General features: G+C 38.5%; 15 protein-coding genes. 9 read left to right on the top strand and 6 right to left on the bottom strand.

Going from position 1 to position 16,304, the window contains the following annotated elements; genetic code table 11:
• Positions 1–16: 16 nt before the first annotated feature.
• The 3 genes from Q0779_RS01140 (at position 17) to Q0779_RS01150 (ending at position 3,086) form a co-directional block, all read left to right on the top strand.
• A complete protein-coding gene (locus Q0779_RS01140) occupies positions 17–601 on the top strand; it encodes a VOC family protein (protein WP_298768627.1) in 585 nt (194 codons plus the stop codon).
• Positions 602–710: 109 nt separating this feature from the next.
• Positions 711–2,006 (top strand): phosphate regulon sensor histidine kinase PhoR, encoded by a 1,296-nt coding sequence (phoR, locus tag Q0779_RS01145; RefSeq protein WP_298768628.1) that lies wholly within the window; start codon positions 711–713, stop codon positions 2,004–2,006.
• 108 nt (positions 2,007–2,114) lie between these two features.
• Complete coding sequence (locus Q0779_RS01150; RefSeq protein WP_298768630.1) at positions 2,115–3,086, top strand: phosphate ABC transporter substrate-binding protein PstS family protein; 972 nt, start codon at positions 2,115–2,117, stop codon at positions 3,084–3,086.
• Positions 3,087–4,937: 1,851 nt separating this feature from the next.
• On the opposite strand, the gene Q0779_RS01155 is transcribed toward Q0779_RS01150, so the two are convergent.
• Complete coding sequence (locus Q0779_RS01155; RefSeq protein WP_298768632.1) at positions 4,938–5,420, bottom strand: glutathione peroxidase; 483 nt, start codon at positions 5,418–5,420, stop codon at positions 4,938–4,940.
• Between the two features lie 148 nt (positions 5,421–5,568).
• A complete protein-coding gene (locus Q0779_RS01160) occupies positions 5,569–6,954 on the bottom strand; it encodes an RsmB/NOP family class I SAM-dependent RNA methyltransferase (protein WP_298768634.1) in 1,386 nt (461 codons plus the stop codon).
• A 231-nt stretch (positions 6,955–7,185) separates the two neighbouring features.
• On the opposite strand from Q0779_RS01160, the gene Q0779_RS01165 reads away from it, so the two are divergent.
• Together Q0779_RS01165 and Q0779_RS01170 are read left to right on the top strand one after the other, a co-directional pair.
• Positions 7,186–7,752, top strand: coding sequence for an alkylphosphonate utilization protein (locus tag Q0779_RS01165; RefSeq protein WP_298769232.1), 567 nt, complete (start codon positions 7,186–7,188; stop codon positions 7,750–7,752).
• A gap of 71 nt (positions 7,753–7,823) precedes the next feature.
• Positions 7,824–8,276, top strand: a complete 453-nt coding sequence (locus Q0779_RS01170) for a YaiI/YqxD family protein (RefSeq protein WP_298768636.1) — start codon at positions 7,824–7,826, stop codon at positions 8,274–8,276.
• Between the two features lie 344 nt (positions 8,277–8,620).
• On the opposite strand, the gene Q0779_RS01175 is transcribed toward Q0779_RS01170, so the two are convergent.
• Positions 8,621–9,883, bottom strand: a complete 1,263-nt coding sequence (locus Q0779_RS01175; RefSeq protein ID WP_298768638.1) for a dicarboxylate/amino acid:cation symporter — start codon at positions 9,881–9,883, stop codon at positions 8,621–8,623.
• Between the two features lie 465 nt (positions 9,884–10,348).
• On the opposite strand from Q0779_RS01175, the gene Q0779_RS01180 reads away from it, so the two are divergent.
• Positions 10,349–10,981, top strand: coding sequence for a fumarylacetoacetate hydrolase family protein (locus Q0779_RS01180; RefSeq protein ID WP_298768640.1), 633 nt, complete (start codon positions 10,349–10,351; stop codon positions 10,979–10,981).
• Between the two features lie 13 nt (positions 10,982–10,994).
• On the opposite strand, the gene Q0779_RS01185 is transcribed toward Q0779_RS01180, so the two are convergent.
• Positions 10,995–11,684, bottom strand: a complete 690-nt coding sequence (locus Q0779_RS01185; protein WP_298768642.1) for a tRNA (adenine(22)-N(1))-methyltransferase TrmK — start codon at positions 11,682–11,684, stop codon at positions 10,995–10,997.
• 66 nt (positions 11,685–11,750) lie between these two features.
• Entirely contained in the window at positions 11,751–11,978 is a 228-nt protein-coding gene (locus Q0779_RS01190) for a hypothetical protein (RefSeq protein WP_298768644.1), read from the bottom strand.
• Positions 11,979–12,173: 195 nt separating this feature from the next.
• Here Q0779_RS01190 and Q0779_RS01195 point away from each other — a divergent pair, with 195 nt between their 5' ends.
• On the top strand, positions 12,174–12,902 hold the full coding sequence (locus tag Q0779_RS01195) for a cytochrome b/b6 domain-containing protein (protein WP_298768647.1): 729 nt from the start codon (positions 12,174–12,176) through the stop codon (positions 12,900–12,902).
• Positions 12,903–12,975: 73 nt separating this feature from the next.
• Positions 12,976–13,176, top strand: coding sequence for a pleiotropic regulatory protein RsmS (gene rsmS, locus Q0779_RS01200; RefSeq protein ID WP_298768649.1), 201 nt, complete (start codon positions 12,976–12,978; stop codon positions 13,174–13,176).
• 76 nt (positions 13,177–13,252) lie between these two features.
• On the opposite strand, the gene Q0779_RS01205 is transcribed toward rsmS, so the two are convergent.
• Complete coding sequence (locus tag Q0779_RS01205; RefSeq protein ID WP_298768651.1) at positions 13,253–14,491, bottom strand: SLC13 family permease; 1,239 nt, start codon at positions 14,489–14,491, stop codon at positions 13,253–13,255.
• A 439-nt stretch (positions 14,492–14,930) separates the two neighbouring features.
• On the opposite strand from Q0779_RS01205, the gene Q0779_RS01210 reads away from it, so the two are divergent.
• A complete protein-coding gene (locus Q0779_RS01210; RefSeq protein ID WP_298768653.1) occupies positions 14,931–16,157 on the top strand; it encodes an MFS transporter in 1,227 nt (408 codons plus the stop codon).
• Positions 16,158–16,304: the final 147 nt, after the last annotated feature.

The following is a 16,304-nucleotide window of genomic DNA, read 5'->3' on the forward strand; positions in this document are numbered from 1 at the left end:
AAATAGGGATATTTTTATGATAGAGTTTCAATCTATTTCTCATATTAATATAGTTGTTGATGATATTACTCAAGCTTGCGAGTTTTATCAGCAAGTCTTAGAGGCTATTCCTGTTCAGTACTTTGCTCATTTTAAAAATGTCGGTTTTGCTAAATCTGCAGGATTTATGGAAGAGGCTGAAAAAGTTGATGTAAGTATACAATTTTTAAAGGTTCCCACTGTTCCAGCTCCGTTATTTATTGAATTAATGGAATATCATTACCCCAATGGTAATGATAGAAGACCCACTGGCAGGACGAATGATATTGGTGGTGTGAGGCATATTGCATTAGGAGTGAGTAATATTGATGAGTCGTTTCAATATCTAAAAAGTATTAATGGTGTGAGGATGATTAGTGATCATTTACATTATAAACCTTATACTATCAGCCCAATTAAGACAGACGATTTTACTTTTTTTGATGATGTTCTGGAAGGCGATTTGAAAGCAAAAGAAAATGTTTGCCGTATTATTAGTGGGATCCGTTATTTTTATTTTCAAGATCGCTATGGGGTTCAATGGGAACTTGAGCAAGGCCATGATGATATTGCGAGCCAATGAATAGAATGAGTTCAAATCGCTGCTCGTGATCAGGGTCTTAAGCTTAAAAAAATTATGTTGATTGCCATTTGAATTATTGGTTTTTTGTTGGTCGTTTTTAGGTCGTATTATGCTTGATTCCTATTCGGGTTCGCGTCTTTTTTTTCGGTTGTTTTTTTTCTTATTCTTTTGTTTCTCTCTCGGCTTATTGCTTGGTAAAGTCAGCGAGACGATTATGCTCGGCTGTATTGCTTTATTAATATGGCATTATCACCAGATAGCTAGGTTAAATTATTGGCTATGGCACGATAGACGATTAACGCCTCCTAATGGCAGTGGCAGTTGGGAAGGGGTGTTTAATGGTATTTATCGGCTACAGGGAAAAAATAGAAAACGTATATCGCAATTAGCTTTCCTTTTAGGCCGTTTTAGACAGGGCGCTGAAGCTTTGCCCGATGCCGCAGTCGTGTTAGATTCCGAATATAATATTCTCTGGTGTAATCAATTAGCGCGTTTATTGCTCGGTTTAGTTTGGCCGCAGGACAATGGCCAACGTATCGATAACCTCCTTCGCCACCCAGATTTCTCTTTATATTTAAAAAAAGGTGAATACGCTGAGCCCTTTGAGTTAGCCACTCCCTTATCAGATAATGGAGTGTTAGAAATTAGGATTATGCCCTATGGCACGGGTCAGTACTTGCTTATTGCACGAGATATAACCCATGTAAGACAGCTTGAAAGTATGAGAAAAGATTTTGTGGCGAATGTTTCTCATGAATTGAAAACACCATTAACTGTGTTGCAAGGGTATCTTGAAATGATGCAAGCGATGGCTGAACCTGATTCACCTAATACCAAGGCGATGGATCAAATGCAGCAGCAGACGACGAGAATGAAATCAATGGTTGAACAGCTATTGGTGCTTTCTCGTATAGAAGATGCCAGTGACATTGATTTAGAACAGACTATTAATATGTCAGCACTGTTTAACGTATTAATGGAAGAAGCTAAAGCGCTTTCTCAAGGACAATATCAGTTGCAGTTTTCATGTGAGGAAAAGTGTGATGTTCATGGTGATGAAGTGCAATTAAGAAGCGCTTGTTCAAATTTAATTTCCAATGCCATTCGTTATACCCCAGAAGGTGGGGTTATAGAGATTTGCTGGAAACATACACCAGCTGGGGGAATTTTTAGTGTCGCAGATACTGGAGAAGGGATTGCGATACAACATATTGGTCGGCTCACGGAACGTTTTTATCGTGTTGATAGTGCAAGGTCAAGAGGGAATGGGGGTACTGGTCTTGGCTTAGCGATCACAAAACATGCATTGAGTCATCACCAAAGTGAATTGAATATCGTGAGTGAATTAGGGAAAGGTAGCACATTTAGTTTTTTGATCCCTCCACATTTACTTGAAGTGGGTTAGAAAATTGTTGGATTGTCATTATTGTGTCATTTTGTTGTCATAGACTTGTCACTGTCGCAATCGATACTGACTGCGTTGAAATAATTAAGCTGAATATTGGAGCAAGAAATGAAACTGAAACAGCTGATCAGCGCAGTGGGTTTGACTGCTGCAAGTGTATTTTCTGTTGGGACTATGGCATCGATTGATCCCAGTTTACCGACCTATACTAAAACAAGTGGTGTGTCGGGAAATTTATCATCGGTTGGTTCAGATACCTTAGCCAATATGATGACATTATGGGCTGAAGAGTTTCGTGAACTGTATCCAAATGTCAATATACAAATACAAGCCGCGGGCTCTTCAACTGCGCCGCCAGCATTAACGGAAGGGACATCTCAATTTGGCCCCATGAGCCGCAAAATGAAGCCTAATGAAATAGAGGCTTTTGAGAAACATTACGGATATAAACCGACTCGGATCCGTGTGGCCATTGATGCATTGGCTGTTTTTGTTCATAAAGACAATCCAATTAAAGGGTTAAGTATTGAGCAAATTGATGATGTTTTTTCTGCTACCTATAAGTGTGGTGGTGAGGATGCCACCCGCTGGGGAGATTTGGGATTAACGGGTCGCTGGGCGGCGAAAGATATTCAATTATATGGCCGAAATTCTGTATCGGGAACCTATGGCTATTTCAAGAAAAAAGCCTTGTGTAAAGGAGACTTTAAAGCCAATGTGAATGAGCAACCAGGCTCTGCATCAGTGGTGCAATCTGTCTCTCAATCTTTGAATGCTATTGGCTATTCAGGTATTGGCTATAAAACTGCGGGTGTTAAAGCGGTAGCCATATCAAAGAAAGGGAAAAATTATATTGATGCTTCGCCTGAAAATGCGGCAAAAGGAACCTATCCGTTATCTCGTTACTTATATGTTTATATAAACAAGGCGCCTAATAAAGACTTAGCGCCAATGGATCGAGAGTTCATTCGCTTTGTATTATCGAAACAAGGCCAAAAAATTGTTGAGAAAGACGGATATGTGGCTTTACCTCGCGGTGTGATTGCTAAAGATCTCGAAAAAGCGGGTATTCGTTTATAGTGTGATATAAAAAATAAAAATGATGAGGCCTCAAAAGAGGCCTTTTTTATTGCTTTGTTCTAGGTAATCTAGGCGCCCTAAGTTGGAAGTTGGAAGTTGGAAAATAGCAAGTCGTTACTTGAATGCAGCCGAGAGTTGGATGATTAATTAAAGGCCATAAAAAATGGCAACCCTCAAAAGAGTGTTGCCAACAGTAATCGTTAAATGAAAAATGTGAATAACAATACAGTCAATATATCAGCGAGCCAATGGGTTAAAACACTGTGCAATGTCATGGAGCGCTAGCTGACCAAGAAAAGCATCGTATTCTATACTATTGAGCCTTTACGATAATCGCTTAGGCCTGACAGATTGATTGGATGATTTTATTCATGTCATTTTCCGAAAAAGCACAAAATATGCTTCAATAGGGAGATGATAAATGATGAAACCATTCAAAAATAATCGCTTCATAATATCAGAGCGTTGAAATGTGTATAAGTTCCATTCTTTTAAAAAAAGAGTAGAAAAAATTGCATGAAAGAGTGTCAAAAGAGGATGAAGAGAGAATAAAGACATAGTCGCTATCTCGTTTTGCTAGTTATGAGTGATGGATTGCTATCACCCGCGTTTTTTTGAAACGCTCAGTCTAAGCAGCCTTGTTGGAAAGTTGAATGAGAAAGCTATGAAGATGGGGATGATTAATGACGTCAAAAAGGCCATAAAAAATGGCAACCCTCAAAAGAGTGTTGCCAACAGTAATCGTTAAATGAAAAATGTGAATAACAATACAGTCAATATATCAGCGAGCCAATGGGTTAAAACACTGTGCAATGTCATGGCGCGCTAGCTGACCAAGAAAAGCATCGTATTCTATACTATTGAGCCTTTACGATAATCGCCTAGGCCTGACAGATTGATTGGATGATTTTATTCATGTCATTTTCCGAAAAAGCACAAAATATGCTTCAATAGGGAGATGATAAATGATGAAACCATTCAAAAATAATCGCTTCATAATATCAGAGCGTTGAAATGCGTATAAGTTCCATTCTTTTAAAAAAAGAGTGTCAAAAATTGCGTGAAAGAGTGTCAAAAGAGGATGAAGAGAGAATAAAGACATAATCGCTATCTCGTTTTGCTAGTTGTGAGTGATGGATTGTTATCACCCGCGTTTTTTTGAAACGCTCAGTCTAAGCTGCCTTGTTGGAAAGTTGAATGAGAAAGCTATGAAGATGGGGATGATCAATGACGTCAAAAAGGCCATAAAAAATGGCAACCCTCAAAAGAGTGTTGCCAACAGTAATCGTTAAATGAAAAATGTGAATAACAATACAGTCAATATATCAGCGAGCCAATGGGCTAAAACACTGTGCAATGTGATGGCGCGCTAGCTGACCAAGAAAAGCATCGTATTCTATACTATTGAGCCTTTGCGATAATCGCCTAGGCCTGACAGATTGATTGGATGATTTTATTCATGTCATTTTCCGAAAAAGCACAAAATATGCTTCAATAGGGAGATGATAAATGATGAAACCATTCAAAAATAATCGCTTCATAATATCAGAGCGTTGAAATGCGTATAAGTTCCAATTTTTTGGAAAAGAGTGAGATAAAATTCTAAAATCGATTTGCATAAGAGTGAAGAAGTTGATCTGCTTTGCTATTTGGATAGATACAAAAAAGGCAACTTTCTTGATAAAATCAAGTGTTGCCTTCTGATCAATTTATTGATCAATGGGGCTCGTTAGATACCCCAAGGGAGAATGATGAACATTAAAAAACATGCTCAATAAATTAGAGTTGCTTTTTCACTATTAGTTCAACATTTATCAATAAAAATATAACCTATTGTATTTACTTAACTATCTACAGTAGCGCTAGAATGTCCTTCTCTAAAGCTTCGGGTTTAGTGGTCGGAGAGTAACGCGTAACCACATGGCCTTGCCTGTTAACCAAAAACTTAGTGAAATTCCATTTGATATTCTCTGAGCCTAAAACGCCTTTCGCCGACGTTTTTAAGAATTGATATAGTGGATGGCTTCGTTTGCCATTGACTTCTATTTTTTCAAATAGAGGAAAAGAGACGCCAAAATTTAATTCGCAAAATGTACTGATCTCATCATTGTTGCCTTTTTCTTGTTGACCGAATTGGTTACAAGGGAAGCCTAGAATAATGAGGCCTTGAGATTGATACTTTTTATATAATGCTTCTAAGGCTTTATATTGAGGAGTGAAGCCGCATTGACTGGCGGTATTAACGATTAAAACCACTTTATTTTCATATTGTTGAAAATCTATCTGAGTGCCTTTTATATCTACAGCTGAAAATGGATAAATAGAGTCTGCCATAAATTTGTCCTTTAGTAATAAATGAGTCTGTATCCTTATCCTTTTACTTTACCGTTAATTTTAATTGTGCACAATTTATTTTGCATAGGGAAGAAAATAGGGGACTGTTGCACAGTTCCCTATTTGAGATGACTTTTAGTTGAGGTGATTATTTATTTTTGGTCATTCTAGTGACAAACATACCATCGCTATCTGCTTCAAATGGCCATATAGTGAGCATGTCGTGCTGTTCTTGCGTAAAAGGGTGGCTGAGCATATCGAGGCTATACTCTGAGTTGAACTGTAAAAATGCTTTTATAACTTCTTCATTTTCTAAAGAAGAAAGAGAACACGTTGCATAGACTAATTTTCCGCCTACTTTTACAGCCTTAGCGCTGCGATTTAAAATATCAATTTGTAAGGGGACTTTATCATGAACGACTGTTTCATTGCTGATCCAACGAAGATCGGGATTTCGTCGCCATGTGCCAATACAGCTGCAGGGAGCATCAACCAAAACACCATCAAAGCTATTGGCTTGTACTGGTAATTCATCGTTTATCCAAGCTTGAGTTTTAATGCCTTTAAATTTAGCGCGTTTAGCACGTTTATTTAACTCTTCTAAGGCCTTATGTCGAATGTCTGAGGCGATGATTTTACCGCTGCTTTGAGGATTTTGTTGTAACATCAATGAACGAAGTTGTAAGCTTTTCCCTCCTGCACCAGAGCAAGCGTCCCACCAATTTTCATGAGGTTTAGGAGCACAAATGTGACCAATGACTTGTGAGGCGAGATCTTGTATTTCCAAATAACCCTGATTATAAAGAGGGAGTCCGTTTAGATTAATATTTTTGTTGCCTAAATGGATAGTGTCTGAAAAAGTGGGTTCAGATTTGGCTTCAATGCCGGCTTCTTTTAATGCTTCAATTGCTTTGTGAGTATTGATATTTTGTGCTCTTCCCCAAATTGGCGGCCGACAACTCAATGCATTAATGAGTAAAGCTGTGTTTTCATCGGTAAAAATACCCATCTCTTTCGCCCAATGAGGCACTAAGTCAAGCAATGGATAGTTTAAGGCTGTAAGTTGTTCAAGTATGGCTTGTTTCGTTTGATGCGAGTGTAAGTCAATATTCTCAGATTCTGGCTTATCGTTAGTGAACGATTGAGCCGTATCAAGGTAAGGCAAAAATAATGATGAATGTACAGGGCTAAGCTTGGCAAAGTGGACCCATGATTCGATAATATGATGCCAGCTGTGTTTTTCAAATAAACCAACGAGGCTCAGTTGAACATACCAGTTAAGTTCATCACTTTCTTGTATCTGTACTTTCTTTATCCACCCCCACCAACGGAACAATGCAAACAAGGTTTCTCTAATGATTCTTCTATCTTTAGAACCGTGTTTCTTATTTTCTCTGAAATATTGAGCTAAGACACGATCCGCTGGCGATTGAGTGCTGAGAATTTCATTAAAGAGATGTTGCAATGTATTACTATAGCTGAGTGCACGTTTTTGCAGGGGAGTGACCGCCTGAATATTGAGGGGGGTATCCATGAATAAGGACCTAAATCTAAATGCTGACGGGAAAGACGAGCATGGATTAACATTGATGATGATTATACCTCATAAATAATCTGAGAGTGGTAGTTTCCGCCAATGAAAGGGCAGATTAAGAAAAGATAATGTCTCAAGAACGGCGCATGAGCTGCTTTATGGACCGAGTATTTTAAGTTTTTCATTGATGGGATACAATGTACCGCAATTTTATACGGATAATCGAAAAGAATTATGACAATTGAATTACGTCAACGTTGTGAGAACAAATGTGAGCTGTGTGGTGCAAGTTCTGAATTAATGGCATTTGAGTTGCCTTACTCAGGTGATCATCATGACAATGAAGTGATGGTTTGTCACACCTGTCATGAGCAAATTATCACATCAGACAAAATGGATGTTAATCATTGGCGATGCCTCAATGACAGCATGTGGAGCACAGTGCCAGCAGTGCAAGTGATGGCTGCGAGAATGCTGAAGCGTTTACAGTCTGAAAGTTGGGCTCAAGATTTAACGGATATGCTTTATTTAGAGGATGAGTTACAAGCTTGGGTTGATGCTGAAGCGGACAATGCTGAAGAGGAAGGGACTTCTACCCTTGATAGTAATGGGGCTATTTTAGAAGCGGGTGATAATGTTGTTATTATTAAAGACTTGAATGTAAAAGGAACGAGTTTTGTTGCAAAGAGGGGAACGGCTGTGCGAAATATTTCGCTAACCAATAACCCTGAACATATTGAAGGACGAGTCAATGGAACGCGTATTGTTATTTTGACGTGTTTTGTAAAAAAATCATAATTAAAGCAATGGTAATAGCCAATTTAAACGAGTTGTTTAAGTTGGCGTTTTTTATATTGACGGAGAGAGAGATGAAAATTTGGGTCGATGCCGATGCCTGTCCTAGTGTGATTAAAGAGATAGTGTTCAGGGCGGCAGATAGAACACAGACAGTGACAACGTTTATCGCCAACCATGCCATCCGGATCCCGCCTTCGACTTTTATTAAAATGATCACAGTACCGTCGGGCTTTGATGTTGCTGATGATGAAATCGTTAAGCGATTATCGCCTCAAGATTTGGTGATAACAGCCGATATTCCACTGGCTTCTGAGGTTATCGATAAAGGCGCAATTGCACTGAATCCTAGAGGGGAGCTTTATACCCATCATAATATTAAAGCCATTTTAAATATGCGTGATTTTATGGATACTATGCGCTCAAGTGGTGTACAGACGGGAGGACCTGCTGCCATGACTCAAGCCCAGAGGCAAGCTTTCTCTAATCAGTTAGATAAGATATTAACCGCGAACCAGAAAAAATAAAAAAGCCTAGGGCCTGTTGAGCTTTCGTGGTTAAATTATGTCCGAGATAAACGTGTTTTAATCGCGGCGGGAGGGGTGACGCCTAGTGACCTAAGCAAATGCTTCCCAACAAAGAGTAAAACACGTTTAGCCGGATCCTGTTTTATAAAAGAATGAGGACAGCGTTTGTGGCTCCTTTCTACGGCGTTATTGCTCATTTATGTAGAATAACTACACCATACAAGCTCTGCCTTGTATAAAGAACCCACAAACTGCTGCAGAAATCATCACCAAAGATCAACAGGCCCTAGTGTTAACCTAGGCGCTTTTATCATCTTGATTGCTTTTTACTCAATATGAAAATATTAAGTTTCGGCGTTTAGCTGTGGACTGGCTTGTCTCTGCTCAGGTGTTTTCTCTGAGTGATCAACAATACTGACGACGGCGGAATCACCGACAACGTTAGTACTGGTACAGAACATATCAATAATACGATCTAATGCAGCAACCAGAGCTATGGCTTCAATTGGTAACCCAAGTTGATGAATAAGTACACCAATCATCACGATCCCCCCGCCTGGAACTCCGCCAGCACCAACAGAGAGTAAAAATACGCTAAAGGCGAGTACAGGTAGCTGATTGACTGTGATGGGATGACCAAAAGCATTTCCGACAAAGAAAGCGGCTACGGTAATATAAATGGCGACACCACTCATGTTCATAGTGGCTCCCATGGGAACTCCGAAACCTGCAATACTTGATCTAACGCCTAGCTTGTCAGTTAAGGTGCGCATGGTGACAGGGATAGTGGCATTCGAACTGGCGGTTGATAAAGCAAATAAGAATTGCTCGCGGGTTCTACGGCGAAATTGAGAAGCGGTAATGTTGGTTGTGAATCCGACAACAATGGGATAAACCACTAACGCCCAGAAAGCCAATAGCGCAATAATTAAAGCCATGTAGCTAAAGACACTGATGAAGGCATCAGGTTCAAAGGTTGCGCCAAGTTTTACCATTAAAGCAAACACACCGATAGGGGCAATACTCATCACTACAGTGATCATTTTGAGCATGACTTTATTGGCATGTTGGAAGAAAATCACTACAGGTTTGACTTCATTTCCCAAGGATTTGACAATACCCCCTGTCAGTAAAGCCATAAAGATAACTTGAAGCATATTTCCGTCATAAAAAGCTTTAACGGGGTTATTGGGAATAATATTGACTATCATATCGATGAAGCCGGGTAATTCTGTTGTGGTGAGGTGGGCATCTTTAGCTCCCGACAACATCATACCTGCTCCCGGTTCTAACCAAAGCGCAAAAGCGATAGCGACAACAATCGCTATCATGGTATTGAATAGGTATAAAGCAAAGGTTTTACTACCAAGACGACCAAAGGACTTTAAATCTTGCAGTTCACTGACGCCAGTGACGATACTAAAAAAGACGAGGGGAACGACGAGCATCATAATCAATTGAACAAACATACTGCCTGCACCAGATGCCATATGAATTAGGGTGCCACTTGCAAAACTATTGTCAGGAAAACCATATTGAATAATAGTGCCTATGATCAGGCCGGAAAATAATCCGATAAAAATGCGTGATGATAATGATTTGAACATGAGTTTTATGCCTTCAATTATGTTGTTTATCTCTTTCCATAGAGGTAATGTCCATTTTTAGTGCTAAAAATACTCTTCGATATCTTCTTTATTAGCAAGTCTCTTTAATGATATTCAGCTAAAAAACAGGATGGAAATGATAAAATCATCTATTTCGTTAATTGTTGTTGATTTATTGTTTCAAAATATTTGATTTGGTTGTTCTTAAGGGTTGCATTTTTTTTATTTGTAATCAAGTTATTGTTTGATTAACATTTTTACTTATAAAAAATGCATCCTGTTGTCGACTTTAGTCTTGGGTTGGTTTTTTTTGAGCGATTTATCTTGATTTCGTCTGAGTCTATTTTTCTCTCGTGTTCATTTCACTTTTCTTGTTTTATAATTGAAATATCGTCTTGTGTTGCGATTTTACCTCTTGATTATTAATATAAATAAATTTTAGTTGATCATAATAAGGACACTGTTGTGCAATATGTGAAAATCGATGAAAAAAAAATTATCCCTTCTAAAATTGTCTGTGTGGGGCGCAATTATGTTGAGCATATAAAAGAGTTGGATAATGATGTGCCTGATGACCTGCTTATTTTTATCAAGCCTAACTCAGCGATATCAACGCGATTGCAATCCTTTCATACGGAACCTTTGCATTATGAAACGGAGCTCTGCTTTCTTTATCAAGCTGGGCGTTTTTCAGCGGTCGGAGTGGGGCTTGACTTAACCAAAAGAGATTTGCAAAGCCAGTTAAAGCAAAAAGGGTTACCTTGGGAAAAAGCGAAAGCGTTTGATGGATCAGCTGTTTTCAGTGATTTTGTTTCAATAGATTCTGTCGATCCCTCTTTATCTTTTTCACTTTCGATTGATAGTGAGCTTATTCAGCAGGGTGATATTACACTGATGATCCACTCTCCTCAGGCCATTTTGGCGCATGTTTCAAACTTTATGTCTTTAGAAGAAGGCGACATAGTAATGACAGGGACACCAAAAGGAGTGGGACAAGTGAAACCTCAAAGCCATTATTGTGCCAAGGTGATGTTGAAAGGTGAAACGTTATTAACACACGAATGGCGGGCCGAAAATACTGGCAGTGAAGGCTATTGATGCGTTAAGAGTGTTAACTGATTTGTGCTAATAGTGCTTGATAGGCTCGAATGGGTGAAGGGTCTGTTTGAGTACGGCCTTTAGCCATATTTTGGTAGTGTGTAATTGTTTTTTTGAGGTAATCTTGATGAGTGGCTAAGTTGAGATCCCACATTTTGTTGCCAACGGTTGCAAGTGGTGTGTTTGCTTGTGTTGAAACATGTATGATCTCATAAAAGCGTTGGTTATCTTTTATCAAATATTCATCGACCAATCCTATTTCGAGTTGTTTTAGCCTCCGTCTGACTTTGAAATGATGATGAACAGGACAGATCAGAAACTCTACAGGAATGTTGGGATGTGACTGAAGTAAGTGTTCAATGATTTCAAGAGTAAGATCGCCTCCAACACCAGCAATAATAATTAATTGAGGCTGTGTACTGTGCACTAATGGAAGGTTTTTTGCGTTTAAACAGTGAGTGTGCCATTGGCTGGGGGCTACAACTTGGTTGTTATGGGCTAGCTGCGGGTAAAATTGTCTTAATCTATCCTCTAACTTTGCGATTACATGGGGCACTGTATCAACAAAGTGGATATGGGGGGCGGCTTGTTTATCGAGCAAAGCTGCGCCGAGTAATCCGTGATCGCAACAACAATCCCAAATATGAGCATATTGCCGAGTGATCATATGATTGATTTGGTGTAATCGTGGATTTAGCTTCAAAGATATGGCTCAACGTTAATGAATGGAGAGTTTAAGATTGTATTAAATCAGGTGGGTTCATGGGATTTAAACGATGTGTTCCATATCAAGCTCAAGATCGGTGCATCCTTTTTTGCAGTAAATTCCAGATAAAGTTGTAGACGGATCTGTTTTGGGTAATTTAAGTAATAATGCTTGTCCACATTTTTTACAAGATACTGTTTGTCCTTTAAAAACCCGTTTGATCAACTTTTTTTGCTCATTATAGGATTGAGTCGTGGTCTGATTAATGTGTGAAAAATCCACTTGTGCCATTGTTAGCTGCCTTTACTACTGTTGTAATGATTTTTGATCTGGGTCAATTACAATACCTAAGATAACAGCCATTATACCTAAATCATACTCCATCTAACAAGTCAGTGAACCTTGTTAGACTTCTCGATTTTGTTGTATTTAGCAAGTAAGATGTTTGCCGAAAATAAAAAGCAGTATTTCGTATAGGAAAACAACATGAATATTGAGTCACAAAGTCAGTCTATCGTACCTGTTTGGGATTTACCCAGTCGAATATTTCATTGGGTTAATTTATTTCTGGTACTTTTGTTATTGTTTGTTGGTTTTGTTATGTTGTTTAAACCTGAATTAGGGATCACAGGATTAGAAGCTAAAATTAAATTAAAAGAGTTACATATTGTCATTGGTTATGGTTTTGCTATTAATCTTGGTTTGCGAATTCTTTGGGGCTTCATGGGGAATAAGTTTGCTAGATGGAGTGCATTATCTTTTAAAAAGGGAGAGGTTAAGCAGTATATTAATACGATCAATCATCCTGATGCTCCGCAACATATAGGCCATAATCCTCTCGGAAAAATGGCGATTATATTGATGCTGCTGACTTTATGTTCTATAACCATCACAGGTCTTATTCGATCAGGGACAGATCTTTATTATCCTCCTTTTGGGAGTATAACTCAGCAATTTGTTGCCCAAGCCAATATTGAGTCATCATCGATCAAACCTTATGATAAAACCGGAGTCGATGAGACGAAGACCGCGTTATTGAGTCCTTATAAAAAATTAGCGGGTAAAATACATTTATACAGTGTGTATTTTTTGTTGCTGCTTATTTTCTTTCATGTTGTGGGTGTAATTTGGGCTGAAATAACACATCAGCCGGGTATCGTATCAGCAATGATTTCAGGAAAAAAATCAATTAAGTCAGCAGATAAGCATTATTAATTGATATACTGACACAAAGGTAGGTTGTTTTTTCGACCTATCGTTATTATTCATTTTCCAATTGAGTCATATAATGAGCCAAGATAACGACACGAAAGACAGTGATAAAAATCATGCACATCTATTGGAGTCTGCTACGGCAGAAGTAAAGCTGGCCGTAGATTTGATTTTTTTATTGGAAAGCAATGAGGTTGATCCTCATGTTGCTCTGCAAGCTTTATCGATAGTGAAACATGATTTGGAAGCAAAAATTAATCAGCAGCATTCTGATTAACCGTTGGAAAAGGGGGATTGGAGCCGCTTTACTTCATCGAAATAGCGGCTCTGAACGGTTTTAGCATGAGATAAACTTAAGACATAACAAAGACTATCCATAGATAACTGAAAATAAGAGACACGACTGTAATAGGAAGTAATGTTAAGGCAAACTCCCAAAAGCTAAAGGGTTTCGCATTAAATTTTTCGGTTTGTTGTACAACGATAACATTGCTTGCTGCACTGATAATAAACAAGTTACCTGCTAGAGTACTGGTTGCTGACAATAACATCATGGTGGACAGTGATTGCTGAGTTAGCAACTGTAAATAAATTTCGATGAGAGGAACATTGGAAAATAGCTGACTTCCCCAAAAACTGATCATTGTCAGTAAAGGAGGATGATCAAGTTCTGTGATCTTTGGCCCCAGCCAAGTCTGTAAATCTCCAGAAGCCAGTACAGCTCCAGTGACAATAAACATGGCAACGAAGAATACGAGCGTAGCCCAATCGACTTCTTTAAAGACGGTATGACGATGTGGATTAAAGAGATAAACGGGTAAGCAAGCAATGAGTGCCATAATGCCTATTGGCATATGGTAATTCGGATTTAAGCTAATGAGCACGCTATCACCTAAAATCATTGTAATGAGAAGAGCGACACTGAGGTAAGCTGGCCAACTACTGCCATGGTTTGGCTTAGGAAGGTCGACATGTTCTTGACAAACTCCTCCCCATTTTTTTTGTACGTATAGTAACCAAAAAAAAGCAAACATCATTGAAAAAAGCGTTGGGACAACTAACCATAATGCAAAGCTACTCATTGGATTAGTGATATGGCCTTTGGCAGCAATTAAAATATTTTGAGGATTGCCAACTGGGGTTAACATACTGCCAATGGTTACCGCAGTGCATAATGCAATGAGTAACACTGTTGGGCGAATTTTTAATAACCTCGCTAAGGTGAGTGCAATGGGCGTACCAATAACGGCGGCGGCATCATTGGTGAGTATCGCAGCGGTAATACCAGAAAATACCATGAGAAAAAGTAAAGAAATAGAGATGCTCGGGTGGTGCTTATTTAAATAATCACACATGCGCTCGGATATGCCGCTATCATACAGCGCAGCGGCAATAGAGAAAACACCAAATAAGTAAGCGATGACATTCCAATCAATATTGAGAAAGGCACTCTTTAGACTCACTTCACCCATGATCAAAATAACGATGGCGCCCATGGACATGATATGCCAAATACGTAACCAATTGGGAAGCCATTGCCTAATCGAGATTAAAATAAAAATGATAATTGTGGTAATTAAGCTTAATGACATAAAAGTAATGCCTTACATTGTCGATTTTTATGAATTGTATTGTGGTCCAGTCTATCTGTTATGGATGTTTTAGGTACTGTATAAAAGTGCTATCTGAGGTATTTTGTCATGATTTATAACAATATCGTCTTTTTGTTTTTCAAATATATTTAGCTTGTTTGGTAATTGTTTTTACGTTTCCAGCGTTTGAATATTTTGGATTGTCTTTCTTTAAACTGCCAAATTAAACATCTTGATATCGATTTTTCAATGAATTTAGGTTGCTTGTCAATATCCTGATTGTAATCATTTAATTTATCTTATAAATAGCATATTTGAAGATATCATTACTATACTCATGGATAATGATTAATACTTATTCATTATGTCTCAAATTTCAAAATTGTATAATAAATTTGCTACTTATTCTTCATTTATTCATATAAGGCTGACATAAATCATGCATAAACCACTTCAGGGGATTAATTTTTTTTCAGGTGATGTTGGGGGAGGCCTCGGTCCTTATCTTGCTATTTATCTTATGTCTATTTTGCAATGGGATCCTGGAAAAATTGGTGTTGCCTTGGCAGTGACCTCTATTGCGACAGTGATTATGCAAACGCCTGCGGGGGGATTTGTGGATGCGACTCACCGTAAACGATTACTATTGATTGTTTGTGCGGCGGTTATTGCGCTGTCAACTGTCACCATTGCGATGAGTAATACGGCTTGGATTATTTACCTTTGTCAAGGGGCTATCGGTGTTGCGGCGGCTTTTTTGGGCCCGACTATCGCTGCAATGACATTAGGTATCGTGGGTCCACGGCGATTTACAAAACAAACCAGTGCTAATCAAGCTTGGAATCATGCTGGTAATGTCTTTGCTGCTGCTATTTCAGCTGTATTGGCTTTGTGGGTGTCTGCTTTGGGTGTTTTTTGGTTGGTAGCGATTATGGCAGCGGGTTTGGTTTTTTGTACCTTATTGATCCATCCTAGGGAAATTAATCATGAAAGAGCGCGCGGTGCGAAGGTCAATCCTCAAGAAGTTAATCAGCAACCGTCTGGATTTAAAGTACTATTACATGATCGACGTTTAGTTATTTTTGCTGCAAGTATTTTATTGTTTCATTTTGCTAATGCGGCAATGTTACCTTTGGTGAGTCAAAAGTTGTCGTCGGGCAGCAATGCTGAACAAGGTATTGCTTTCACCTCTGCGTGTATTATTACCGCCCAATTCGTGATGATTTTCATGGCTATTTTTTGTGGTAAAAAAGCGGATACTTGGGGACGAAAGCCATTATTTTTGATTGCCTTTGCTATTTTACCTATTCGAGCCTTATTATTTTCATTAACGGATACATCTGTTTATTTAGTGATGATCCAAGCACTAGATGGTGTTGCGAATGGTATTTTTGGTGTACTTTTTTTATTAATTGTCGCTGATCTCACTAAGGGTTCTGGAAGGTTTAATATAGTACAAGGGGCATTAGCCACGCTATTGGGGATCGGAGTTTCTTTAAGTAATTTAATTGCAGAGCAGGTTGTTGAGCTGAGTAATTTTGATACCGGATTTATCTTTTTGGGGGTTGTGGGATTAGCTGGTTTGATTGTTTTTGCAGTGTTTATGCCGGAAACAGTAAATATAAAGGAGGTCAATAATATTGACAGTCAATTAGAAGTGTCATAAATATTCTTTTTTATCATTTTTTTTATTTTATTGATTAAAAGAGGTTTAATCATGAGGTAGAATGCTGCGCTGAGATTGAGCAAGGATAGCTCTATTAAAAGTATTTCTTTATGTTTAGCAAATGAATGGGTGAAGAAAGGGATTCGT

The sequence above is a fragment of the uncultured Shewanella sp. genome (assembly GCF_947491715.1).
In the GTDB taxonomy this organism is placed as follows: Bacteria; Pseudomonadota; Gammaproteobacteria; order Enterobacterales; family Shewanellaceae; genus Shewanella.